The sequence below is a fragment of the Actinomadura sp. KC216 genome (assembly GCF_004348535.1).
GTDB lineage: Bacteria > Actinomycetota > Actinomycetes > Streptosporangiales > Streptosporangiaceae > Spirillospora.
Genome location: NZ_SMJX01000070.1, coordinates 1 through 24,788, shown reverse-complemented (window position 1 = coordinate 24,788; position 24,788 = coordinate 1). Strand labels below are relative to the sequence as shown.

20 protein-coding genes are annotated in these 24,788 nt (G+C 73.2%); 12 read left to right on the top strand and 8 right to left on the bottom strand.

All coding sequences use genetic code 11. The annotated features are described in order from the left end of the window. Positions 1-102 precede the first annotated feature (102 nt). The 3 genes from E1264_RS14885 to E1264_RS14875 are packed head-to-tail and all read right to left on the bottom strand — an operon-like array spanning position 103 to position 2,768. Positions 103-951, bottom strand: a complete 849-nt coding sequence (locus E1264_RS14885) for an ABC transporter permease (protein WP_132173742.1) — start codon at positions 949-951, stop codon at positions 103-105. Next, positions 948-1,760 carry an ABC transporter permease gene (locus E1264_RS14880; protein ID WP_132173740.1) on the bottom strand — a complete coding sequence of 271 codons (813 nt, stop codon included), beginning with the start codon at positions 1,758-1,760 and terminating at the stop codon, positions 948-950. Before E1264_RS14880 ends, E1264_RS14885 begins: the two co-directional genes overlap by 4 nt. A gap of 21 nt (positions 1,761-1,781) precedes the next feature. Beyond that, a complete protein-coding gene (locus tag E1264_RS14875; RefSeq protein ID WP_132173738.1) occupies positions 1,782-2,768 on the bottom strand; it encodes an ABC transporter substrate-binding protein in 987 nt (328 codons plus the stop codon). A gap of 670 nt (positions 2,769-3,438) precedes the next feature. On the opposite strand from E1264_RS14875, the gene E1264_RS14870 reads away from it, so the two are divergent. The 5 genes from E1264_RS14870 to E1264_RS14850 all read left to right on the top strand — a co-directional run bounded on the left by E1264_RS14870 (position 3,439) and on the right by E1264_RS14850 (position 9,190). After that, complete coding sequence (locus E1264_RS14870) at positions 3,439-6,702, top strand: nitrate- and nitrite sensing domain-containing protein (RefSeq protein WP_207935920.1); 3,264 nt, start codon at positions 3,439-3,441, stop codon at positions 6,700-6,702. Further along, positions 6,699-7,151, top strand: coding sequence for a roadblock/LC7 domain-containing protein (locus E1264_RS14865; RefSeq protein WP_131967349.1), 453 nt, complete (start codon positions 6,699-6,701; stop codon positions 7,149-7,151). The genes E1264_RS14870 and E1264_RS14865 overlap by 4 nt, the downstream gene beginning before the upstream one ends. Before the next feature lie 27 nt (positions 7,152-7,178). Beyond that, positions 7,179-7,649, top strand: coding sequence for a DUF742 domain-containing protein (locus E1264_RS14860; protein WP_132173736.1), 471 nt, complete (start codon positions 7,179-7,181; stop codon positions 7,647-7,649). 34 nt (positions 7,650-7,683) lie between these two features. Further along, entirely contained in the window at positions 7,684-8,295 is a 612-nt protein-coding gene (locus tag E1264_RS14855; RefSeq protein WP_132173762.1) for an ATP/GTP-binding protein, read from the top strand. 121 nt (positions 8,296-8,416) lie between these two features. After that, entirely contained in the window at positions 8,417-9,190 is a 774-nt protein-coding gene (locus tag E1264_RS14850) for an SGNH/GDSL hydrolase family protein (RefSeq protein WP_132173760.1), read from the top strand. Positions 9,191-9,201: 11 nt separating this feature from the next. Here the strand turns inward: E1264_RS14850 and E1264_RS14845 are convergent, their stop codons facing one another. Beyond that, a complete protein-coding gene (locus E1264_RS14845; protein WP_279490688.1) occupies positions 9,202-9,537 on the bottom strand; it encodes an STAS domain-containing protein in 336 nt (111 codons plus the stop codon). Positions 9,538-9,787: 250 nt separating this feature from the next. Here E1264_RS14845 and E1264_RS14840 point away from each other — a divergent pair, with 250 nt between their 5' ends. Beyond that, positions 9,788-13,411, top strand: coding sequence for an AAA family ATPase (locus E1264_RS14840; protein WP_132173732.1), 3,624 nt, complete (start codon positions 9,788-9,790; stop codon positions 13,409-13,411). On the opposite strand, the gene E1264_RS14835 is transcribed toward E1264_RS14840, so the two are convergent. Beyond that, on the bottom strand, positions 13,408-15,453 hold the full coding sequence (locus E1264_RS14835; protein WP_132173730.1) for an ABC transporter ATP-binding protein: 2,046 nt from the start codon (positions 15,451-15,453) through the stop codon (positions 13,408-13,410). The two genes, E1264_RS14840 and E1264_RS14835, sit on opposite strands and share 4 nt — an antisense overlap. Before the next feature lie 204 nt (positions 15,454-15,657). Here E1264_RS14835 and E1264_RS14830 point away from each other — a divergent pair, with 204 nt between their 5' ends. The 6 genes from E1264_RS14830 to E1264_RS14815 all read left to right on the top strand — a co-directional run bounded on the left by E1264_RS14830 (position 15,658) and on the right by E1264_RS14815 (position 19,459). Beyond that, a complete protein-coding gene (locus E1264_RS14830; RefSeq protein WP_243710937.1) occupies positions 15,658-16,779 on the top strand; it encodes an LCP family protein in 1,122 nt (373 codons plus the stop codon). Positions 16,780-16,840: 61 nt separating this feature from the next. Further along, on the top strand, positions 16,841-17,137 hold the full coding sequence (locus E1264_RS14825; RefSeq protein ID WP_132173728.1) for a hypothetical protein: 297 nt from the start codon (positions 16,841-16,843) through the stop codon (positions 17,135-17,137). 105 nt (positions 17,138-17,242) lie between these two features. Then, positions 17,243-17,401, top strand: a complete 159-nt coding sequence (locus tag E1264_RS43370; protein ID WP_165964183.1) for a hypothetical protein — start codon at positions 17,243-17,245, stop codon at positions 17,399-17,401. 216 nt (positions 17,402-17,617) lie between these two features. Next, entirely contained in the window at positions 17,618-17,776 is a 159-nt protein-coding gene (locus E1264_RS43365; protein ID WP_165964182.1) for a hypothetical protein, read from the top strand. A gap of 104 nt (positions 17,777-17,880) precedes the next feature. Then, positions 17,881-18,369, top strand: coding sequence for a glutathione peroxidase (locus E1264_RS14820; RefSeq protein WP_132173726.1), 489 nt, complete (start codon positions 17,881-17,883; stop codon positions 18,367-18,369). Between the two features lie 175 nt (positions 18,370-18,544). Next, on the top strand, positions 18,545-19,459 hold the full coding sequence (locus E1264_RS14815) for an oxidoreductase (RefSeq protein WP_132173724.1): 915 nt from the start codon (positions 18,545-18,547) through the stop codon (positions 19,457-19,459). 46 nt (positions 19,460-19,505) lie between these two features. On the opposite strand, the gene E1264_RS14810 is transcribed toward E1264_RS14815, so the two are convergent. The 3 genes from E1264_RS14810 to E1264_RS14800 all read right to left on the bottom strand — a co-directional run bounded on the left by E1264_RS14810 (position 19,506) and on the right by E1264_RS14800 (position 24,214). Continuing rightward, the gene (locus E1264_RS14810) at positions 19,506-20,048 is read right to left on the bottom strand and encodes a methylated-DNA--[protein]-cysteine S-methyltransferase (protein ID WP_132173722.1); all 543 of its coding nucleotides are present in this window, start codon (positions 20,046-20,048) and stop codon (positions 19,506-19,508) included. 90 nt (positions 20,049-20,138) lie between these two features. Then, a complete protein-coding gene (locus tag E1264_RS14805) occupies positions 20,139-22,838 on the bottom strand; it encodes a DUF6493 family protein (RefSeq protein ID WP_132173720.1) in 2,700 nt (899 codons plus the stop codon). Then, positions 22,835-24,214: an SWIM zinc finger family protein gene (locus tag E1264_RS14800; RefSeq protein WP_132173718.1), complete on the bottom strand. Its 1,380-nt coding sequence runs from the start codon at positions 24,212-24,214 to the stop codon at positions 22,835-22,837. Before E1264_RS14800 ends, E1264_RS14805 begins: the two co-directional genes overlap by 4 nt. Positions 24,215-24,788 lie beyond the last annotated feature (574 nt).

Below are 24,788 nucleotides of genomic sequence, written 5' to 3'. Positions count from 1 at the left end.
TCCAACCATTCGGGGGAAGCCCGTCAAGTGCTGATTTTCAATGAGCCGGGAGCGTAGCGCAATGTGTGCGCGGCCCGAGCAGAACACGAGGTTGATTCGCGTTCATTCGGAATTGCGCGTCCCGGGCCGCCAGGAGAGGACGCGGCGCTCCACCGCCAGCAGAATCGTGTTGAACAGGTAGCCGAGGATCCCGAGCAGGACGATCACCGCCCAGATGGTGGGCACGTCGGAAGCGGTCTGCGCGTAGGTCAGCTCGAACCCGAGCCCGTCGGACGTGCCCGGGAGCAGCTCGGAGAAGACCATCAGGATGAGCGACAGCGACAGCGCCAGCCGCAGCCCCGCGAAGATCTTCGGCAGCGCGGACGGGACGATGACGAACCGGATCCGCTCGGCGGCCGACAGCCGGAACGCGTGCGCGGTGTCCATCTGGACCGCGTCCACGCTGCGCACCCCGTCCGCCGTGTTGAGCAGGATCGGCCAGACGGCGCCGAACACGATCGACGTGACCTGCATCTGCGTGCCGAGCTCCAGCAGCACGACGAAGACCGGCACCATCGTGGGCGGCGGGATCACGCGCGCGAACTGCAGCAGCGGCTCCAGGTAGGCCAGCGCCCGCTCCGAGCGGCCGAGCGCGATGCCGAGGACGACGCCCGCCACGACCGACAGCAGCAGCGCGACGCCCATCCGGGCGAGGCTCGGCGCGATGGAGTCGCCCGCCTGCGCGCTGAAGAACAGCCGGCTCGCCGGGCCGGAGAACCACAGGTCGCGCATCCGCGCCGCGATCTCGGACGGCGGCGGGAAGAACGGGCTCCGCGCGGCGCGCGCCGCCGCCTCCCAGCCCGCGATGAGGACCGCCAGCGGGAGCCAGCGGTGCAGCAGGCCACCGGCGAGCCGTCCGGCCAGGCCGCGGCGGGGCACGGCACGGGCGGCGGCACGGGCGGCGGCCGTCATGACGCGCCGCTCCGCTGCTCCCGGTGCCACCGGAACACCCGGTTCTCGGACCGCACCAGGGCGGTGTCGATGACAAGCCCGATGCAGCCCGCCCACACGGTCCCGGCGAGGACGTCGCGCGTCCCGTCCGGGTCGAATCCGGCCTGCGCGATGAACATGCCGAGGCCGTCGCCGAACCCGGACAGGATCTCGGTGCCGACGGCCAGGATGAGCGCGACCGACGCGGCCAGACGCACGCCCGTCGCGATGAACGGCGCGGCGCTCGGCAGCGAGACCCGCAGCAGGACCTGCGCCCGGCCGAAGCCGAACGCGCGCAGCGTCTCCTTGGCCGTCGGGTCGACGTCGTGCAGCCCGTACATGGTGTTGAACAGGATCGGCCAGCTGGAGGCGTACACGATGAGCGGCACCTCCATGGCGAGGCCCGAGCCGAGCAGCAGCCCCGCCAGCGGGATGAGCGCCACCGACGGGATCGGCCGCAGGAACTCCACGATGGCCCGGACCGCGGTGTTCACCGCCGGGACGCTGCCGAGCAGCAGCCCGAGCGGCACCGCGATCGCGATGGCGATGGCGAGGCCGAGCGCCCACGCGGTGAGCGTGACGCGGACGTTGAACAGGAACTCCTGGTCGCCGGCCAGCTCGACGGCGCGCGCGGTGACGCTGGAGGCGGGCGGCAGGTAGGAGCGGTCGACGACGCCCGCCCTGCCGAGGATCTCGCTCGCCAGGAACAGCGCCGCGACACCGGCGGCCCCCCGCGCCCACCTCCCCGTGCGGGAGAGACCGCGGGTCCGCGTCGTCGTCGAGCCTGCCATCGGGTGCCCGCGCCCCTCCCTTTACGACGGCGGCAGCGCCTGGAACAGCACCGGCTTCAGGTCGGTCTTCTGCTTGAGCATCCCGGCCACGGTCATGAGGTCCACGACGCGCTGCATGCGGTTGGTGGTCAGCGTGCTCGGGTAGCCCGGCAGCGTGATCACCGAGGCGACCCGCCCGTCGATCTTGGTGTAGCTGGGCAGGATCTTCTCGACGGGCTCGCGGTCGGTGCTGGCCCGCTGCTGGGCGGCGAAGATCGCGCGCTGGAACGCCGCGGCCGTCTTCGGGTTCTTCTGGGTGAAGTCCCGCGTGGTGACGAAGCCGGAGATCGGCAGGTTCGTCACGGGCTCGGCGCCGCCGTCGACGGCCACCCGGGCCCCGAGCCTCTTCTGGATGTCGGTCGTGAAGGGCTCGACGGCGTGGATGGCGTCGACCTGCCCCCGCTCCAGCGCCGCCGCCATCTGCGGGAACGGCACCTGCACGTACTCGACCTCGGCGGCGTTGACGTTGTTGGCCTTGAGGATCGCGTTCAGCGTCAGCGTCTGGACGTTGTTCAGCAGGTTGACCGCGACCTTCTTGCCCTCCAGGTCCCGGGGGGTCTTGATCTCGGAGTCGGGCATGACGAGGACGTCCATGAAGTGCGAGGTCAGCGAGGCGCCCTCGGCGAGCACGCTCAGCTTGACCGTGCCCTTGTCGTTGGCCTGCAGGAACGACACGTAGTTGGCGCCCGCGATCACGTTCACGTCGCCCTTGACGAGCGCGGGGATGGCCTGCGTGCTCTGCTGCACCGGCTTGATCTGGACCTTGAGGCCCTCGTCCTCGAAGAGGCCCTCCTTCTGCGCGATGTAGACGGCCACGTTGTCGGCCAGGGGGAGCGCCGCCACCGTCATGGTGTCCATCTCCAGGCTCCCGCCACCGGACGAGGATTCGCCCGAATCGCTGCAGCCCGAGACCGCGACGGTGAGGGCGACGGCGCCGAGAAGCGCCGTGAGACGCAGAGATTTCCGCATGGGCTCTCCTTATCCTGCGGGGAGTTCCGTGCGCAGGGCTTAGGGCTTAGGGTCGGGACGAGTGGGCCAGGGGAGCGACTCTGACCACCACCGCTGGTTGACCAGGTGTGCCCGGAGATTATCGCGGACCCGGCGGCTTGAGTGGATTCGCTCCGAATTGCGTGACTTTCTTGTGTCCTCCACGGGCTACAGTGTTCGCTCATCGCCGAGCCGAATCGGAGAGTGATCGGTCATGCCCGTTCCGGTGTGGTCGAGCGCCCGCCGGTCGCCGGCTCGCCGGCCGGGTGATGAGGTGGACAACACGGTATTACCGTCCGCGCATTTGTGATCACGGAATGTCCGTGTGCGAAGAGTGAGCATTCGTGCTCGATAAATCGGACATACGGGCACGAAGTCACAATCGCGTCATTGGTGCATATCGAGTGGCCTAGGGTCCTTTGCGGCCTATCCGTGGATGTGCTGCAATGTCGTGCGCCGAGGGTGGAGGTGATGTCGCTTTAACCCTTTGCGCCGGTGAGGCCACGGAGCGTGCGACATCGTGTGGAGAGGGTGTTAACGGCGGATGCAACCTAGCGACGAAGGTCGCGACCGTCCTCGACCCGGCAACGTCGAGGTGCAGTCGGACCGTTCGAGACGTGCGGGCAGCAGACTGAGCCTGCGGAACTGGCGCGTGCCGCAGCGGCTCATCGTCCTGATCCTGGTTCCGACGGTCGCCGCCGTCGTGCTCGCCGGGGGGCGCATCGCCGACTCCGTGAGCGAGGCGGAGACCTACGGGCGCGTGGAGCGCATGGCGGAGCTCGGCGCGAGCATCACCCAGTTCGTCACCGAGTTCGCCTCCGAGCGCGACCTCGCCGTCGACTACGCCGCCGCGGGACGGCCCGACCCCCTCCTGCCCGGCGTGCAGTCCTCGCAGTTCAGCACCGACTCCCAGATGCAGCTGGTGCGCGACAGCGCGACCGCCATCGACGGCTCGCACGGCGCCGAGGCCGTCCGCGGCGCCGACGCGGTGCTGAACCGCCTCGACGCCGTCAAGGCGCTGCGCTCCCTCGTCATCGGCGGCAAGGTGCCGCCCACCGTCATCCTGCAGAAGTACACCCAGGCGATCCAGGACCTCATCGCCGTCCTCGACAGCATCTCCTCCAACGTCGTCGACACCCGCCTCACCCAGACCAGCCGGGCGCTCGGCGCGCTCGTCCGCGCCAAGGAGGCCGTCTCCCGCGAGCGCGCGCTGCTCCTCCTCGGCGCCCGCAGCCGGGGCCTCGCGCCCGACCAGATGAGCGCCCTCAACGCCGCCCGCGCGCAGGAGGACAGCGAGCTCGCGACCTTCCGCAACTCGGTGACCCTGGAACAGACCCAGGTGTTCGAGGACTTCGTCGTCGGCGGCCAGGTCGACCTCGCGCTCGAACTCCGGCAGCGGATCATCACGGCGGTCGCCGCGACCGGCGGGCGGCTGCCCCGCTCGCTCGGCAACCCCGGCTCGGCCGAGGCGCTCAAGAACGCCATGTCCGACATGATCAACAAGATGCGGCTGACCGAGCTGGACCTGACCCAGGACATCCTGGACGTCGCCGCCGAGCGCCGGTCCGACGCCCGCACCTCCACGATCATCGACTCGGTCATCGTCGCGCTGCTGCTGGCCATCGTCCTGCTGATCACGGTCGTGATGGCCCGGTCCCTGGTGCGGCCGCTGCACCGGCTGCAGGCCGGCGCGCTCGACGTGGCCAGCACCCGGCTGCCCGGCCTGGTCGACCGGCTGCGAGATCCGGAGGCCGCGGCCGGCGGCATCGAGGTGGAACCGATCGACGTCGAGTCCACCGACGAGATCGGCCAGGTCGCGCGGGCCTTCGACGAGGTCCACCGGGAGGCGGTCCGGCTGGCGGCCGACGAGGCCGTCCTGCGCGGCAACATCAACGCGATGTTCGTCAACCTCTCCCGCCGCAGCCAGTCCCTGATCGAGCGGCAGCTGCGCCTGATCGAGACGCTGGAGCAGAGCGAGCGCGACGAGGAGCAGCTCGGCAACCTGTTCCGGCTGGACCACCTCGCCACCCGCATGCGCCGCAACTGCGAGAACCTCCTCGTCCTCGGCGGCCAGGAGCAGGTGCGCCGGTGGAACCGGCCCGTCCCGCTGATCGACGTCATCCGCGCCTCGCTGTCGGAGGTCGAGCAGTACGAGCGGGTCGCGCTGCGGGTGCAGGGCGACATGACGGTCGCCGGGCCCGTCGTCAACGACCTCGTCCACCTGCTGGCCGAGCTGGTCGAGAACGCGACGGTGTTCTCCTCCGAGCACACCAAGGTGACCGTGTCCGGGCAGCTGCTCAGCGGCGGCGGCGCCATGCTGCAGATCACCGACAACGGCGTCGGGATGTCGCCCGACGACCTGGAGCAGGCCAACTGGCGGCTCGCGAACCCGCCCGTCATCGACTTCTCCGCGGCCCGCCGCATGGGCCTGTTCGTGGTCGGCCGCCTCGCCGTCCGGCACGGCATCCGGGTCGAGCTGCGGGCCGCGCAGGGCGGCGGGCTCACCGCGTTCGTGGTGCTGCCCGACGCGGTGATCACGCCCGGCGAGGCCGGCGGGATCGGCAGCCGCGGCGGCGGCCTGCCCGCGCGCGAGGCCGACGGCCAGGGCCAGCTCGCCGCGCTCACCACCTCGCCCGAGCCGCCCGCCCTCGGCAGCGGCGGCGGGTTCCGGCAGGACGGCCACGGGCCCGCCGAGCTGCCCGCCTCCCCGATGGCGGGGTCGACCGGCTCGCACCCGATGGTCGGCGGCACCGGTCCGCTGCGGCCCGTCCGCGGCGCCACCGGGCCCCAGCCGGCGATGAACGAGACCGGGCCGATCCCCACCGGCGGCTCCGGCCAGCACCCCACGTTCCCCACCGGCGCGCAGCCGCAGGTCCCCTACGGCGAGCAGCCCGTCCCGCCCTACGGCGAGCAGGGCCCGGCCGACGACCAGCGGCCGCCGCGCAGGCCCGGCGAGCTGCCGGTCCGCATGCCCGGCGCGCAGCTCCCGAAGCGCCCGACCGACGACGGGCCGAACGGCCTGTTCCAGCCGCGCAACGAGCGGCCGCAGAACGACCGGCCGCAGAACCAGCGGCCGGAGAGCGAGCGCCCGCACGGCACCGGCAACGGCGTCTACCGGCGGGAACCCTGGCAGACCGGGCCGCAGTCCGTCGTTCCCGAGGCCCAGCCGATGCTGCCGGAGTCCAGCTCGTCCCGTCCGATCCCCTGGGAGACCGGGCCGCTGGGGCAGGTCTCCGGCGACCCCGGCCAGCCGCCGACAGACCCGTACGCCGACGCCTCGCAGCCCGAGGCCCGCTGGACGGAGCCCGCCACGCGCGAACCCGAGCGATCCGCCCCGACACCGCCGCGCCCGCCCGAGGACGCCGTCCCGGAGATGGCCGCCGCGCAGCACGAACCGCCCCCGCAGCCGCCGTCGGCCGAGGCGCGGCCCGCGCCGCCGCGGCTCCCGGAGCGCTCGCCGATCTTCGACGCGATGCAGTCGGAGTGGTTCCAGCGCCGGTCGGCCGGTTCGGGCGAGGACCCCGTCCGCGGCTGGGAGTCCCCGGCGGACGCCGGCTTCCGCGCCGCCGAGGCCGCCCGCGAGCCCGTCGCGGCCTCCCGCACCAGCGTCGGGCTGCCCAAGCGGGTGCCCGGCAAGAACCGCGTGCCAGGGGCGGTCGGCCGCGCCGCGGCCCCCGCCGCGACCGAGCAGGCTCCCGCGGCGGCGGCGGCGCAGGCCGGGCCGTTGCCGGGAGGCCCCGGAGAAGGGCAGGCTGTGCAGGGCCAGCAGGGACAGGGCCAGGTGGCCGACGTCGTACGCAGCCGGTTCGCGAGTCTGCAGCGGGGCGTCCACCGGGGACGTCACGAGATTCGCGGCGAGGGCACGTCAGGTGAGGCGTCGCAACAGGGCGACGGCGAGACAGGAGGCACCCGGTGAGCGGGCAGGATCTCAACTGGTTGGTGACGAACTTCGCGGACCGTGTCGCGAAGGTCGCGCACGCCGTCGTGGTCTCCTCGGACGGATTGCCGATGGCGTACTCGTCGGGCTTCCCGCCCGAGCGGGCCGACCAGCTGTCGGCGATCGCCTCCGGGCTGATGAGCCTGACCCAGGGCGCGGCGAAGATATTCGACGCGGGCGGGGTGAACCAGACCGTCGTCGAGATGGACCGCGGGCTGCTGTTCGTCATGTCCATCACGAACGGGTCGGTGTTCGCGGTGCTGGCCGCGCCCGACTGCGACCTCGGTCTCGTCGCGTACGAGATGACGCTGCTGGTGGAGCGGGTGGGCCGGGTGCTGACCCCCGCGCTGCGCGCCCAGGACCAGCAGCAGCCTCCGCACTCGGGGCCTTCGGTGACCGAGATGGGCGCCGGGCCCGCCCGGTTTTGATGTGACTGACTGACGGAGGTCGGCGACATGGATCGAGGCAGTCCCTACGGAGGCGGCCCCGGCGGGCCGGGGCGCTGGCCTGGCGACCCCGTGCGCGGCGAGGGCGGGCGGTCCCCGGCGCAGGGACGGCCCCCCGAGGGACAGGAGGGCGACGCCAGCTCGCTGGTGCGCCCCTACGCGGTGACGGGGGGACGGACGAAACCGCGCTACGACCTGGCCATCGAGGCCCTGGTCACCGCGGCGCCCTACCCGCCGCGGGACGTGGCCGCGCTGACCCCGGAGTACCGGGCGATCATGGACCTGTGCCGGTCCGCCCGCTCGGTCGCGGAGGTCTCGGCCCTCCTGCGCCTGCCGCTCGGGGTCGCGCGGGTGCTCGTCGCCGACATGGCCGTCGAAGGACTGCTGCGGCTCCACCAGTCGCAGCCCGCCACCACCACCGGCGGACAGCCGGACCTCCGCCTGCTAGAAAGGGTGCTCAGTGGCCTTCGGAAGCTCTGACCAGGTCCCGGGGCCGCCCGGCGGGGAAGCCGAGCTGACCTCGGTCAAGATCGTCGTCGGCGGCGGCTTCGGCGTCGGCAAGACCACCTTCGTCGGGTCGGTCTCGGAGATCATGCCGCTCACCACCGAGGCGGTGATGACCGCGGCCAGCGCCGACGTGGACGACCTGTCGGCCGTGCCCGACAAGACGACCACCACGGTCGCGATGGACTTCGGCCGCGTGTCCCTCGACAGCGAGCTGATCCTGTACCTGTTCGGCACGCCGGGGCAGCACCGCTTCTGGTTCATGTGGGACGACCTCGTCCGCGGCGCGATCGGCGCCGTCGTGCTGGTCGACACCCGCCGGCTGGAGGACTGCTTCGCCGCCGTCGACTACTTCGAGGAGCTCGGGCTGCCGTTCGTCGTCGGCGTCAACGGGTTCCACGGCGAGTTCCAGTACGCCGTGGAGGACATCCGCGAGGCCCTGTCGATCAGCCCGCACGTGCCGATCGCGCAGTGCGACGCGCGGAGCCGCGAGTCCACCAAGCAGGTGCTGATCACGCTCGTCCAGCACGCGATGACGGTGCACACGACCGCGCCCGCGGGCGCGGCGGCGCCGCCCGCCCGGCCGGCGGCACCGGGCACCACCTCGCCCAGCTGGACCTGACGCTCAGCAGGGCCTGACGTCGCGTTCCCCACACCGGGGCGGCCTACGGTCGCGTAGCCGGGATGCACGAGTGCATCATTTCATCTACGTGATCGACCATGAACCGGTGATGGGGGTTGCGATGCGGGAAATGGAGCGAATTCGGACGTATGTGGCCATCGGCGACAGCTTCACCGAGGGCCTGAACGACCCCTATCCCGGCGAGGCGGACCGCTTCCGCGGCTGGGCGGACCGGCTCGCCGAGCACATCGCCGTGGACAGCCCGGGGCTGCGCTACGCGAACCTCGCGGTGCGGGGCAAGCTCGTCCGGCAGATCGTGGACGACCAGGTGCCGCGCGCCGTCGAGCTCGCACCCGACCTCGTCACGTTCTGCGGCGGCGGGAACGACATGATCCGTCCCGGCGCCGACCCGGACGCGCTCGCGGTCGTGTTCGACGACGCCGTCCGGCGGCTGCGCGCCACCGGCGCCCGCGTCGTCGTCTTCACCGGGTTCGACACCCGCGGGCTGCGCAGCGGCGCCCGCATCCGCGGCAAGGCCGCCACCTACAACATGCACCTGCGCGCCATCGCCGACCGGCGCGGCTGCACCATCGTCGACCTGTGGCCGGTGCGCGTGTTCCACGACCCGCGCGCCTGGTACGAGGACCGCCTGCACCTGTCGCCCGAGGGCCACCGGCGGATGGCGCTGCTCGTCGCGGACGCCATCGGCGTCCCCGTGCAGGGCGACTGGCGCGAGCCCTGGCCGCCGCTCGACCGCGCCGACTGGCTCACGATGCGCCGCGAGGACGTCCGCTGGGCCCGCACCTACCTGCTGCCCTGGATCGGCCGCCGCGCCACCGGGCGCTCCTCCGGCGACGGCCGCGAACCGAAGCGCCCCACCCCCCTCCCGCTCTGACCCCTCCGGGTTCAGGCGGGGTCCGGTTCGCCGAGGGCCTCGTCCAGGGTGTCCTTGACCGGGATGCGGCGGTGCAGGCCGGTGATCTCCAGCGCGCGCCGGACGATGGAGCGCGGCGCCGCGAGGACGAGGCTCCCGCCCGCCGCCGAGGTGGCCTTGTAGCAGGCGACGATGACCGAGAGGCCGCCGGAGTCCATGAACTCCAGCTCGGTGAGGTCGAGGACGAGGTCCTCGCCGTGCTTGCGGCGGGCCTCGTTCAGGTGCCTGCGCAGGTCGTCGGAGGAGGCGATGTCGAGCTCTCCGCGCAGTCGCACGACGGCGCGCCCACCCTGTGGCCGAATGGTCACTTCCAATGGCGGCACGGGCGCTTCCTCTCCTGTCGACGCGCATCCGCCCGGGTCCGCTCGCGGATGCTTTCCGTCCGACAACTATTGCCGAGGTCGGCCCCGCCTGCCAACCCGGCGCGCTACACCCGCCGACCCGCCGCGCCTGAGGATGTGCGCGGTGGTGCCGGGCCATAGGGTGCTGTCGGACGTAACCGTCCTCCAGCCCTTACCGAACACCCCCGACCCGCCGTAGTAGGAGAAGGACCCCCAGGTGAGTTCCCCCCGGTTGCCGGACCATCTCGAAGTGCTGCTCACCGAAGAGCCCGTGCTCGACGTGTACGCGTACGGGCCCTGGCGGGTGCCGGACGGCCTGTACGAGGAGCTGCGCGATCGCGCGCTCGAGTACAACCGCGACCCGCGGGCGGTGGTGCTGACCCGGCAGCTCAGCGACTTCTACGGGGACGACACCAGCGCCGCCGGGGCCGAGCAGTGGTCGCTGCTGACGTTCCTGCTCGGCGCGTCCGCGGTCCGCGGCGGGTCGCGCGGCGACGTCGACTACGAGCTGCTGTCGGCGTTCCTCGCGACGCCGGAGACGGCCGTCCGCGAGCCGACGGCCTGGTTCACGCAGGGCGGCCGGTGGCGGCCACCGGGCCTGTGGCTGCCGGAACCGGCCGGGAACGACCGGGAGCGGCGCGCGGTGATGTTCGATCTCGCGCGGGCGGGCCTGGACGTCTTCGAGGGCCTGGAACCGGTGGAGCGCCGCCGCCGGGCCCTGATGGACCTGTTCGACCGGCGCGCCGCCGACCCCGAGCTGCGCGAGGCGGACATGACCGTCCCCAACGCGCGGCTGGACGAGGTGTGGGGCGCGCAGCTCACCGACGAGGAGCTGGCCGTCCTGCCCGAGCTGGCGGGCCCGGTCGGCTACCTCGGGTGGGCGTGCGCCGGGCTGGACGCCGCGCACGCGCACCTCGCCGGGACGATCTCCGACGGCGACGAGCCCGACGACGCGCTCGCCAAGTTGCTGCTGGCCGCCGAGGCGCAGGTCGTGCCCGCCGAGCTGGCGGTGGTGCTCGGCACGGCCCGCTACGAGAACGTGGAGGAGCGGCTCCGCGCCGCGCGCGAGGGATTCTCCTCGGAGGCGTGGCAGCACGACGTGCGCTCGTGGCTGGCCCGCGGCCTCGTCGCGGGGGAGGCCGACGCGGCCCGCGCCTGGCTGGACATGGCCGTCCGCGTCACCGGGGCGGTGCAGGGCCTGCCGGACGCGCCGGTGAGCCCGCGCTGCCGGGTGCCCGTCCGGCTGTTCCAGTCCGACCTGCGGCGGCTGTTCACGATGCGCCGCGTCTTCAACCCGCTCGGGGAGGCCCTGGGCGCCACCGGAACCGGGCGGGCGGACGGCGAGAGCGGGCACGCGGGCACCGGCGGCGGCGAGGACGTCGCGGACGCGCTCGTCGGCCAGCCCGAACTGTCCCGCGCGCTCCAGGACGCGGTGGCGGCGCGGCTCGCGGGCGAGCGTCCCGTCCGGCTGCTGATCGCCGGCCCGGAGGGCACCGGGAAGGGCACCGCGGCCGAGGCCGTCGAGCGGCGGCTCGCCGAGGCGGGCGCGGTCCGCGAGGCGCTGTGGATCTCCGACCAGGTGTTCGCGTCGCTCGGGGTGAGCGACGCCGTCCTGTGGCTGCAGACCCGCGTCCGCGACTGCCTCGACGCGCGGATGCTCCTCGTCGTGGACGACCTGGAGAAGCTCGCCGCGCACGAGCGGTGCGGCGCCGCCGCCGTGGAGGAGCTGCGGCGGCTCATGGCGCGCTCGCCGTCGCTGAACGTCGTCGCGCTGTGCCGCCCCGGCGGCGACCGGCGGCTGTTCGACGCCAACCCGGCGCTCGTCCGCGCGTTCGACGTGGCCCGCACCCGCGACTTCGGCGAGGACGACTTCGCCGAGCTGTTCACCCTGGCCGCCGCGCGGCGCGGATGGCGCGTCGCCCCGGAGGTGGCCGCGACCGCCGGCGGCATGCTGCGCCGCACCCCGCCGCTGCTGAACCTGCGCGGCGCGCGGCTGGTGGAGCACATGGCGGGGGAGGCCGTCGCCGCCGCCGTCCGGCGCAACGAGAAGGCCGGCGACGACGAGGCGGAGGACGCGCTCGCCGGCCCGCCGGAGATCATCGCCGCGGACCTGCCGCAGCGGATCATCCCCGGCGGCCCCGCCGACGCCGACCCGCTCGCCGAGCTCGCCGCCTGCGCCGGCATCGAGCCCGCCAAGCGGGAGGTGGACGCGCTGGTCGCCGAGGCCAAGGCCGCCCGCCTGCGCCGCGAGGCAGGGATGACCGCGCGCACCCGGCCCCGGCACCTGGTGTTCGCCGGGAACCCGGGAACGGGGAAGAGCAAGGTCGCGGGCATCCTCGGCCGCCTCTACGCCGATTTGGGGGTGCTGTCGTCCGGGCACCTGGTCGAGGTCGAGCGCGCCGACCTGCTCGGCGAGTACGCCAGCGAGAGCGTCCTGCGGGTCCGGCGGGCGGTGGAGCAGGCGCACGGCGGCGTGCTGGTCGTCCGCGACGCGCACGCGCTGGTGTCGGCCGCGACCGACGCGGCCCGCGGGCGCGAGGTCCTGGACGTGCTGCTCACCGGCGTCCAGTCCCACAGCGAGGACCTCGTCGTCGTGCTGACCGGGCCGGAGGCGGAGCTGAACGGGCTGCTGAAGTCGCATCCCGACCTGGCCGCCTACTTCCCCCGCACCGTGCTGTTCCCCGACCTCACCGTGGACGAGCTGGTCGACGTGTTCGCCGCCAAGGCCGCCGACGCGGGCTTCGAGCTGGCGCCCGGCGTCCTCGACCGGGTCCGCGAGCTGGCCGAGGGCGCGCCGCGCGAGCGCGGGTTCGGCAACGCCCGCGCCATGATCCACCTGCTGGACCGGGCGGTGGCGATGCAGGGCCGCCGCGTCCTCGCCGACGGCATCGTCGACGAGACCGAGTCGCTGGACGAGATCCTGCCGGAGGACGTCCCCGACACGCTCAGCCGCGCCCGCGACGACGTCCCCGGCGAGCCGCTCGCCGAGATCGAGCGGCTGATCGGCCTGGCCGACATCAAGCGGGAGGTGGCCCGGCTGGTCGCCGAGGTCCGCGCCGACCAGCTGCGCCGGGACGCCAAGCTCGCCCCGGCGTCGCCGTCCCGGCACATGGTGTTCACCGGCAACCCCGGCACGGCCAAGACGACGATCGCGCGGCTGATCGCCGCCGTCTACGCGCGGCTCGGGCTGCTGTCGTCCGGGCACCTGGTGGAGGTGACGCGGGCCGACCTCGTCGCCGAGTTCATCGGGCAGACCGCGCCGCGGGTGCGGAGCGCGGTCGAGCGCGCCCTCGGCGGCGTCCTGTTCGTGGACGAGGCGTACGCGCTGACGTCGGCGGGCGGCGACCGCCGCGACTTCGGCCACGAGGCCGTCGCCGAGCTGCTGCGGCTGATGGAGGAGCACCGCGGCGACCTGGTCGTCATCGTCGCGGGCTACGAGGCGGAGATGGAGCGGTTCCTGGACGCCAACCCGGGGCTGAAGTCCCGGTTCCCGAAGGTGCTGCGCTTCCCCGACTACTCCGCCGACGAGCTCGTCACGATCTTCGAGTTCATGGCGGCGGAGGCGGGGTTCGCGCTCGCGCCCGGCATCCTGGACGGCCTGCGCCGCATCGTCGCCGCCCATCCGCGGGACGCCTCGTTCGGCAACGCGCGGCTCGTCCGGAACCTGCTGGAGGCGGCGATCTCCCGGCAGGCGCAGCGCATCACCGCCACCGACGACGAGGCGCCCGCCGGGATCGAGCCCGCCGAGGTCGGGCTGCTGCGCCCCGAGGACCTGCCGGACGCCCCGCCGCCCGAGCCCGGCATCGGCTTCGGCCGCACCGGCTTCGGCCCCTACATCTAGCCGGCGGCCCGCGGGTCACCGGCGGCTTGCGGGTCCCCGGCCGTCTGCAGGTCCTCGGCTCCGTAGGCGGCGGCCTGCAGCGAGTACAGGTCGGCGTAGAGGCCGCCGCGGGCCATCAGCGTCGCGTGGTCGCCCTCCTCGATGACGCGGCCGTGCTCCAGGACGTAGATCCGGTCGGCGTAGCGGACGCTGGCGAGCCGGTGCGTGATCAGCAGGACGGTGCGGCCGTCGGCGTGCGTGCGGATCCGCTCGAACAGGTTGTGCTCGGCGCGCGCGTCCAGGGCGGCGGTGGGCTCGTCGCAGATCAGCAGCGGCGCGTCCCGGAAGAAGCCGCGCGCGACGGCGAGCCGCTGCCACTGCCCGCCCGACAGCTCCGCGCCGCCCTTGAACCGGCGGTCCAGCAGCGTGTCGTAGCCGCGGGCGAGGCCCTCGACGACCTCGTCGGCGCCGGACGCGCGGGCCGCGGCGAGCATCGCGGGGTCCTCGCCGTCACCGTTGCTGGAGGCGCCTGCCCCGTCCTCACCGCGGCCCATCGTGACGTTCTGCCGGGCGGTCATCGGCCAGTGCGTGTACTCCTGCGCGATGACGGCGACGCGCTCCCACACGTCCTCCGGCGCCACCGTCGTCAGCGGCACGTCGTCCCACCGGACCCGTCCCGCGTCCGGGTCGTACAGCCCGGCCATGATCTTGGCGAGGGTGGTCTTGCCGGAGCCGTTCTCGCCGACGAGCGCCACCACCTCGCCCTTGCGGACGTGCAGCGAGACGCCCCGCAGGGACGGCTCGTCCGCGCCCGGGTAGGTGAACGCGACGTCCTCGACGACGATGTCGGCGAAGTCGTCCGGGAGCCGCCCGCGCCTCTCCGGCCGGGCGGGCGGCAGCGCGCGCGGCGGGATCCGCTTCTCCGCGGCGGCGCAGAAGCTTACGTAGTCGCCGAAGTACAGGCCCTCCTCGTAGCAGCGGTTCACGGCGAACACCAGGTTGGCCAGGGACGACTGGCCCGTCCGGATCGCCAGCACCGCCGTGCCCGCCACCGCCAGCGGTATCGCGCCCTTCCACAGCATCACGCCCAGCGCGACGTAGACGAGCGCCGTCGCGACGCCCTTCAGCAGGTCCCCGGTGATCTTCACGATCGTCTGGCGGCGCGCCACGTCCAGCTCGACGTGCCGCTGGTAGGACGCGGCCCGGTCGTACTGGCCCAGCAGGAACGCGCGCATCGTGAACGAGCGCACTTCGGCCGCGTGCCGCCGGTCGACCATCAGGTCCGAGAGGATCCACTTGCGGCGCGTCACCCCGACCAGCGAGAGCAGCATCATGTACCGCATCCGCGCGCTGCGGACGGACGCCCACCCCTCCGGCACCGCCGTGAGGAGGAGCAGCGGGAGCAGCACCGGATGCAGCACGCCGAGCGTCCCGGCCGCCGCGACCATGCCGACGGCGGCGGTGAGGACGTCCACGGCGTACTGGACGACCATGGGCGCCGACATCAGGCCGCGTCCCTCGGCGCGCTTGAGGTCGTCCAGGAAGTCGGAGTCGTCCAGCGCGGTCAGGTCGACGGCGGTCGTCGCCTCGTACAGCCGCAGCTCGACCAGCCGCTCGACCTGCGGGTTCAGCCGTGCCTGTGCCCAGCCCGCGCCCGCCTGCAGCGCCGCCCGCAGCGCGACCGCGCCCGCGACCAGCGCCAGCGAGGGCAGCGCGTCGCGGACGCGCGACGGCGTCGGCGCGGAGCTGAACAGCGCGGTGAGCACGCCGGTCGTCGCCAGCAGCCAGAACGCGGTGAAGAACCCGGCGGCGAGGTTGAGGGTGACCGTCACGATCGTGTCGGTGCGGCTCGCCCGCCAGGCCAGCCGCGACGCCTGCGCGATCACCGCGGGGAGCCGCCGCGCGATCGTGCGCATGCCCGTCTCGGTGAGTTCCTTGTCCCGCGCATGCCAGTTGAGAATCACCTCGGGAAGGCCGGGATCGGGCGGCGCCTCCCGCCGGCGGCGGCGCGGGACCGCCCCTCGCAGCCGGAAACGTCGTGGAAAACGCCGTCGTGTGCCCATGCGCGGCCCTTCGCCCGTCCTGTCCGCCAGGGGCAGTGTGCTTCCTGAGGGGGACGGTGTCTGCCGCGTTTGTCACGTAGCGTGGTTATTCGGAGCAGTCGAGAATCATGCGGTGGAGGGACGCCTCCGACCCCCTAGGGTGTCTAAGGTTCACGCCAGGAGCCAGGCCGGCCGCCAGGCCGGACACGCAAGGAGGACGACCGCGTGGGGCGCAGCAGGGACCACTCCGCACGCTCGGAGCACCATCACGCCGCCTACGGGCGGGAGACGTACGGCGACCCCTACAACGACCCGTACGCGGGGGACCAGCTCGCCGGGCGCAGGTACGACGACGACGGCCCCTACGGGGGGCCTCCGCTCAGGCCGCGCCGGCGGCGGCGCCGCTGGCCGCGCGTCCTGGGCGTCCTCTCGGTCGTCCTGATCATGATCCTGGTGGGCGGGTACCTCTACCTCGACTCCCGGCTGAAGCGGGAGAGCGTCCTCGTCGACTATCCCGGCCGTGTCGCCGACACCCCGGGGACGAACTGGCTGATCGTCGGCTCCGACAGCCGCGAGGGCCTGTCCAAGGCCGACCAGAGGCGCCTCAAGACCGGCTTCTCGGGCGGACGCCGCACCGACTCGATGATGCTGCTGCACTACGGCTCCGGCGGCACGTCGCTGATCAGCCTCCCGCGCGACTCCTACGTCCCCATCCCGGGGCGCGGGTCCAACAAGCTCAACGCGGCGTTCGCGTTCGGCGGCCCCAAGCTGCTCGTGCAGACCGTGGAGAAGGCCACCGGCATCCGCATCGACCACTACGCCGAGATCGGCTTCAACGGCTTCGTCGGCGTGGTCGACGCCGTCGGCGGCGTCGACATCTGCGTCAAGGACGACATCGAGGACCCCAAGGCGGGCCTCGACCTCAAGGCCGGCTGCCAGACCCTCGACGGCGGGCAGGCGCTCGGCTACGTCCGGACCCGCGCCTACGCCCGCGCCGACCTCGAACGGGTCGAGAAGCAGCGGGAGTTCTTCGGCGCGCTGATGAAGAAGTCGACCAGCTGGGGGACGATCCTGAACCCGTTCCGGAGCGTCCCGCTCGCGACGAACGCCACCAGCAACTTCCTCGTCGACGACGGCGACCACCTGCACCACCTCGTCCGCATGATGTGGGCGATGAAGGGCGTCAGCGGCAAGGACGGCGTCACCACCACGGTCCCGATCGGCGGCGGCGGCAGCTCGGCGGCCGCCGGGTCGTACATCACCTGGGACAAGGCCAAGGCGTCCCGGCTCTTCGAGGCGCTCCAGCAGGACCAGGAGATCCCGAAGGACGTCATCACGAAGGCGTGACCGGGATGGGCGCGCGCCCGTCCAGGGGATTGGCGCGCGCCCGCCTGGTTAGAGTCGGGACATGCCGGATGTGACGCCGGACGGCGCCGCCCAGCTGGACGAGCTGCCGTCCAAGGAGCTGTACGACCGCGCGATGAGCCTCGCCAAGGAGCGCCGCGACGTCGGCTTCCTGTGGGAGCTGCTGCGCGCGATCCCCGCCGCCGCGGCGGCCACCGGGGAGGTCGACCGCGCCGAGTTCGACCTTTTCCACGGGCTGTCGCTGCTGGAGGAGTTCACGCACGCGGGGGAGGGCGAGCTGGCGGACGCGCTCCGTCCCCTCTACATCGAGTACCTCACCGCCCATGCCGGGGGCGCCTGACCGCCACCAAGGGGACCTGACCGTCTCTTTGGCCCTTCTTGATCATCGTTCGGGCGCACTTGGGCATCACTCTCCGTAGGCTATTGATGGCGGAGGGTGGTTGAATTGAACAAGAAGCATATGAAGATCGTCGCCATTGCCTTCACGGCGTGGTACGTCATCAGCAGACCCGAGGGGGCGGCGAACCTCGTCAACAACGCGCTGAGCGGGCTCGGCACGGCCGCCGAGTCGTTGTCGCAGTTCATGAGCGCGATCCCCAGCTGACGGACCCGCTCGGGTCCACCGCGGGGACGATCCTCCACACCCCCCGGTAACGGCGGTCGAGGCCCCGTGTCCCCGATGGCACGGGGCTTCTTCGCGCGCGGGCAGCAAGGCGTGGCCCCTGCGTCAAGTAAAATCGCGCTTTGCGGGCAGACGCGCCTGGGCACAATGTGATCGGGTCAGTTGTGTCGTTGCGCTACAACCAGGGACGGCGTACGGATGTTGAAGAAGAACGCGCGCTATATTGCCATCGCCTTCGTTGTCTTCTACTTGCTGAGCTCCCCCACGGACGCGGCGGCGGTGGTCAACAACGCCTTCAGCCAGCTGGGCAACGCGGGCAACCAGCTCGCCGCCTTCGTGAACGCCTTGGGCACCTAGGCGTACAGCGGGCGGACACACTCGCGTAGAACGGACACGCGCGCGTAGGCGGGTACGTAGGTGGGACGGCCGGTCGCCGGGAGTGATCTCCTAGGATCGGCCTCATGTCTGTCTTCGACGTAGAGATCGACGGCCTGAGCGGCGGGTCCGCCGACCTCGGCCAGTACCGGGGCAAGGCCGTGCTCATTGTCAACGTCGCCTCCAAGTGCGGCCTCACCCCTCAGTACTCCGGGCTGGAGCGGCTGCAGGAGCGGTTCGCCGGACGCGGCTTCACCGTCCTCGGGGTGCCCTGCAACCAGTTCATGGGCCAGGAGCCCGGCACCCCCGACGAGATCGCGGAGTTCTGCTCGACGACCTACGGGGTCACGTTCCCGCTGACCGAGAAGGTCGAGGTCAACGGCGACGGGCGGCACCCGCTGTACCAGGGCCTGGTCGGCACGCCCGACGCCGAGGGCCACACCGGCGACATCCGCTGGAACTTCGAGAAGTTCCTCATCGGCCCGGACGGCACGGTCGCCGCGCGCTTCGCGCCCCAGACCGAACCCGAGTCCGCCGAGGTCGTCGCCGCCATCGAAAAGAACCTCCCCGCCTGAAACCGGCGAGACCGGACCCTCGAGACCGGACGCGCCCCTTCGCGCTGGAGGGGCGCGTCCTGTCGCGCGCCCGGTGCGAGTGTGGCTGTGAACCGCGCCACATCGAGCCGCCCTTGTCCTCTATTAGGGGACGCGTCTAACTTGTGAAGTCGCGATATGACGTGGGAGGTGCCCCATGGGCGGATGGACGGCCGGCGACATCCCCGATCTGAGCGGCCGGCGGGCGATCGTCACCGGCGCCAACAGCGGCCTCGGCCACCACACCGCGCTGGAGCTCGCGCGGCGCGGCGCGTCCGTCGTGCTGGCCTGCCGCAGCGCCGAGCGCGGGCAGGCCGCCGCCGACCGGATCAAGGCCGCCGTCCCCGGCGCCGACGTCGCCCTCGGGCAGCTCGACCTGGCCGACCTGTCGTCGGTCCGGACGTTCGCCGGCCGGCACGGCGACGCGCCCCTCGACGTCCTCGTCAACAACGCCGGGGTCATGGCCCTCCCGCGCCGCACCACCGCCGACGGGTTCGAGATGCAGTTCGGCACCAACCATCTCGGCCACTTCGCGCTCACCGGGCTGCTCCTGGACGCGCTGCGCGCCGCCCCAGCGCCCCGCGTCGTGACGCTGACGTCCGGCTTCGCCTGGACGGGCCGCCTGCGCTTCGACGACCTGCACGGCGAGCGCCGCTACCGCAAGTGGGCCGCCTACAGCCAGTCGAAGCTCGCGAACCTGGTCTTCGCCAAGGAACTCGACCGGCGCGTCCGGGAGCTGACGAGCGTCGCCGCCCATCCCGGCTACGCCGCCACCAACCTCCAGCAGACCGGGCCCAAGATGCAGGGCAGCACGCTCATGGAGCGCGCCTTCGGCCTCGGCAACGCGCTGGTGGCGCAGTCGGCCGCCGCGGGCGCGCTGCCGTCCCTCTACGCCGCGACGGCCCTGGACGTCCGGGGAGGCGCCTGCTACGGCCCCCGCCTGCTCCAGTACCGGGGCGCACCGGCCAAGGTGGTCACGCCGCCGCACGCGGACCGTCCGGGTCTGGGCGAGCGTCTCTGGCAGGTCTCTGAAGACCTCACGTCCGTCAGCTACGCGCCCGCGCGCGCTTAGGAGCACCTACACCCGCGCTCAGGAACGGACGCCCCGGTCGGCCGCCTCAGGGCGCGCGGGTGATGTCCCAGTCGAGGGTGGCGGGCAGCGCGCCCTCCATCGTCAGCAGCCAGCGCTTGACCTCGACGCCCGAGCCGCCGCTGTAGCCGCCGAGCCCGTTCGAGGCGACGACGCGGTGGCACGGCACGATCAGCGGGATCGGGTTGCTCCCCATCACCTGCCCGATGACCTGCGCGTGGACGCCCGTACCGCTGCGGTCGCCCAACTCGCCGTAGGTGACGACCCGCCCGTACGGGACGGACTCGTACAGCGTCGAGAGGACCTGCCGCTGCACGTCCGACGTCAGCCGCCAGTCGATCGGCACCTCGAAGCGCTTCAGGTCGCCGGCGAAGTAGTCGCGCAGCGCCGACAGCGCCGGGGCCAGGCGGTCCGGGGCGTCCACGACCGGTAGACCGGCCGCCTTGGCGGTGCGGGCGCGGGCGGCGGGCGTGTCGCGGAAGTGCAGCGACACCACCCCCGTCTCGGTCTCGGCGACGAGGAGGCGTCCGAGCACGGTGTCGACCGTGCCGAACGCGAGGGTCTCGGTCATCGTTTCAGCGCTCCTTCCCGCCGCGTCCAGCGTCCCACGCGGGTCCGTCATCCGGCTCATGTCTCCTCCTAAGAACACCGGGGAGGCGCTTTAGGATGCGAGGGACCGTCGAGCGGAGCTCGTCCGTTGAATGGCGGTGGGTGGGGGCTGGAGGACGGTGCGGTGGAGGCGGGCGGACTCCTTCACCAGGCGGCTGGACCCGCCGCGGGACGCCACCTCCGCGACGGCCGGGATCGCGCCCCTCGCGCCGGTGACCTCGGCGGTACGGGTGGCCAGCGCGAGCAGGTCGGGCAGCCCGGCCGGGGCCCGCACGCCCGGCGCGGGGAGGACGTGCGGGAGGGCGGCGGCCAGCACCGTCCACACCTCGGCGTGCGCGCCCGCGTCGGCGGCGTCCGCGAGGGACTTCACGGTGCGCGAGACGGTGACGGCCCCGGCGGCGGCGAGCCTGCCGAGCGCCGTGCCCGTCTCGGCCGCGGGGAGGTGGCCCCGGCCCAGGAGGGCGAGGAACGCCTCGACGGCGGTGGCGCGCTCGTGCTGCTCCTTGTTCGCCAGCGCGCAGGCGAGGAGCGTGCCGGTGGCGGTTCCCGCGGGCCCGTCGGCCTCGGCGAGGTCGAGCATGACGGTGCCCTGGCCCCAGCCCACGTCCTCGGTGCCGGCGAAGCAGGGGAGCAGGTGCGCGGCGGCGACCTCCCGGTGGGACGGCATCACCGACGGCCAGTACCCGGTGAAGGCGTTGTAGATCGAGCCTTCATGGTCCGTCCAGGCGTCCTTGGAGATGGCGCAGATGCGGGCGACGTCGGAGCGGCCGGGCACGTCCACGGTGGCCATGACGTAGGCCGGGTGCGGGAGGCCGTGCTCGCCGAAGGACGTGATGGGCCCGCGGGGGAACGTGCACTCGACGCCCGGGTCGGCGAGACCGCCGGTGGCCAGCCAGGACGCGACCGCCCGGCCCGCATCGGACGCCAGCCCCTTCGCCCGCGCCACCGCGGCCGGGTCGATCTCGCGGGGCACGCGGAGCATGGCCTGCGCCAGATCGGCCCGGCCCGGCTCGGCGCCCGCCTCCTCCAGCCGTTCGAGCCGGGCGACCAGGACGCCGGGGTCGATCTGCCCGCTGCCCTCGGTCGGCGTCGCGAGCAGCACGGGCACCGTGCTAAGGACGGACACGATCTCGTGCCGCCGCCAGGCGAGGAACCGCTCTATCGGCGGCAGGAACCGGCTCCTGAAGAGCCGGGTCCTGCCCTTGACGAACGCGGCGCGCATCTTGGCCACCTGGGCCGGGGTGTCGTCCGGGAGCAGGAGCTTCCGCACCGGGAACTCGACCCAGCTTCCCCGGACGTAGGCGCGCGCATGCGAATGCGACAAACGTTGCAGAAGCCATGGCGCACGGTCGGAGCAGACCTCTTGCAGCGCCTTCCTGGTCCCGTCGAGGTCGCGGTAGGCGAACTCGACGAGCGCGCCTAGGAAGCGTTCGGTCGCTTGCCACCTCTGTCCGGCGGCGATGCAGTCGAGGAACTCCGAGCCCAGTTCGGTGAGGGACCCGATCGGGGCGGGCGCCTCGCGGGGCGTGAAGGGGGGCGGGGCGGCAAGCGGCACGGGCTCAGGGGCGGCCTCCGCGACCTCCCCGAACGCGGCGGCGACCGCCTGGCGCAGGTCGGCCGGGAGGTCGGCGGCGGCGTCCCTGACCTCCGCGCGGACGCCGTCGCTCGCCAGGGACGCGTGCTTCACCGCGATCTTCACGGCCCGTTCGCGCAGATCGAGCGACTCGGAGGCGAAGACCGCCGGGACGGCGCGCAGCGTCGCGTCGACCCGGCCGCGGGCGCGGGCCGTCCGGTCGAGCCAGGTGAGCGCGGCCCGGACCAGCTTCTTCTCCGGGCGGAACAGCAGCGCGTCCGCGGCCTCCTCGAAGAGCGCGTCGTCGAGGCGCTCCAGGTCGTCGGCCCGGCGCACCTGCCGCAGCGCCGCGTCCGCGACGGTCGGCGGCGCGACCGGCAGGAGCCGGACGTAGTCGCGCACGCGAGCCGCCGCCTCCTCGCCGGTGGGCCGGAGTTCCTCGTGCAGCCCGACGAACCAGCGGAGGTTGTGGGCGGTGCCACCACGCAGGAAACGGCTGATGCAGCCGTCCAGGAGGGCCGTGCGGTCGAGCCGTCCGGCGTGCGCCAGATCGGCGAGCGCGGCGGCCCAGGCGCCCTTGCGGGTCTCGTCCGGCTGGGTTCTCGCCGCGTCGAAGGCGAGTGCCGCGCCCACACCGTCCGCCTCGAAGAGCCGGGGGACGAGCGCGTCCAGGAACGGGTCCTCGGCGAGCCTGCGCGCGCTGCCGCCCTCCGCGACCCACCCGACCACGAAGCCGTCGGACACCGGGGCGGCGCCGGCGGACCTGGCGAGCGCGGCCGCGATGTGCCAGAGGGTCCAGAACTGCTCGGAGGGCTTCAGCCGCGCGGCGATCCGGTGCGCGACCTCGGCGCGCCACCCGTCCGGGCGGATGGACGTGAGGTCGCACAGCATCGGGCAGTACACGTCCTCGTCCCACCAGGGCCGCAGGTCCGCCCGGCACATCCAGGCGGCAGCGGCGGCGGCGCCGCCGATCGTGCCCGCACCGGCCAGCAGCAGCGCCTGCGCGACCCGCGGCGGCAGGAACCCGTGCTCCGACGCCGCGCGGAGCTCCTTCAACGCGCCCGGCAACTCCTTGGCCACGGCCCGCCGAGCGGGCTCGTCCAGCTCGGACACCAGCCGCGCCGTCCGCTCCAGGGCACCGGACCGGATGGCCTCCTTGACGCCGTCCCACGCGCTCATCGAGCGGCCTCCACGGCCGCCTCGGCGTCGCGGCGGACGATGCGCGCCGCCAGGACGTGCTTGCACGGCCCGCGCTCACCCCGATGGTCGAACCACCACGGGCACGTGCACGTCACCCGGTCCGCCTCGAAGCGGACGTGCCGCTCGCCGCCATTGCTCAGGACGACCGCCGCGTCATCGGCCGTGAACCGCACGGCGCCCTCGTCGACGAGAGCGCGCGCGGAGCGCAGCCGGGGATTGAGGTCGGCCACGCGGGCGGGGTCGTAGGGAAGCTCACGGTGGAAGAACGCGGCCTCTGCCGCGTCGAAGCCCACCCGTCCGGACGTCCCCAGTTGCGTCAGCGCCGCCTTCGTCCGCGCCAGGCTGAGGCCGGACCGCTCGGCCAGCAGATCGGGCTCGACGCGCGGCTCGAACGACAGCAGCGCGCCGAGCAGGTCGGCGTCCCCGGCGGCCTCGTCGGTCGAGAGGGCGTCCAGCACGGCGCCCTCACCGGAGAAGCCGCGCGAATGCTGGGGAGACAGCGTCAGGACGTACCGCATCCCGGGCAGCTCCAGCTCCCAGACACTCGACACAGGACCGTTGCCATCGGCGATGGACGGCCCGTACACCCGCAGCGCCTGCGCGAAACGGAGCAGCGGCATCATCGTCCGCAGCCGGTCCGGCCCGGCCAGGCACACGGCGCCGGCGGCGGGACGTTGCACGAGCCGCAGCGTCCGCCCGGCGGGCGCGGCCCACAGCGCCTCGCGCTGCCTGCGCGGCATCGAGCGCATGAACCGCACCGCGTCCGCGGCCTTCAGCTCGGCGCGCAGGTCGAACCCGGCCGTGATGACCTGGACCTCGGCGAACCCCCGCAGCCACCGGTCGGGCAGCGGCACCTTCTTCTCCACGACGGCGCCGTCCATCGTGGTCACGGCCAGCTCCTCCGCGCCGACCGCCAGATGCAGCGGATCGGACCCGCCCACCCGGGCCAGGGCCTCGCGCAGCGGGCCGTTCACGTCCACGTTCGTGGTGCCGCGCTCGTGCACGTCGCCGTCCATCGCGGGCTCCAGCACGTCCAGCCGGGCGTACACGCCGCCGCAGGCCGAGAACGACTCCATCCGCAGCCGGTCGCCGTTGCAGGTGACGACGGGGTCGCGGAACGAGGTGGGACGCGGCTGGTGGTAGCGGGTCTGCGCGACGTCCGCCAGCGCCAGCAGCCCCGCCGCGGCGGGCGCCGCCTGCGTGAGCACGCCGCTGAAGAAATGCGGATGCGGTTGCGGCCCGCTGGCGGTCGTCCCGCCGGACGTCGACAGGCCCAAAAGCGCGCCGTCCAGCCCGGACGGCCGCGTGTACGTGTACGCCTGTGCGGCCCCTGCCGCCACGCTGCTGCTAGCCATGCCGAGAAAGTAGAGCCGCGTACCGACAGTTTCAGCCCAGGGGGGCGACCCCCTGGAACCCCCGTCGCGACGCAGGCGATCCTCACGCCGCCGTTGCGGTCTGTCGTGCCTGTGACGGGTGTGTGCGGCGTCGCTGCGGTCGCCTGCGTCGTCGGGCCGTGCGACCTCCGGGCGCTGGGCGCTGTGTTTGCCCAGGGGGGCGACCCCCTGGAACCCCCGTCGCGACGCAGGCGATCCTCTCGCCGCCGTTGCGGTCTGTCGTGCCGGTGATGGGCGTGTGCGGCGTCGCTGCGGTCGCCTGCGTCGTCGGGCCGTGCGACCTCCGGGCGCTGGGCGCTGTGTTTGCCCAGGGGGGCGACCCCCTGGAACCCCCGTCGCGACGCAGGCGATCCTCACGCCGCCGTTGCGGTCTGTCGTGCCGGTGATGGGCGTGTGCGGCGTCGCTGCGGTCGCCTGCGTCGTCGGGCCGTGCGACCTCCGGGCGCTGGGCGCCCTCCGGCCGCACGACCCGTGGGCCCGGCTGGGGTTGTGGTGAAGGTGTTATGGCTCGTCCAGGGGTCGGGGAGGAGGAATG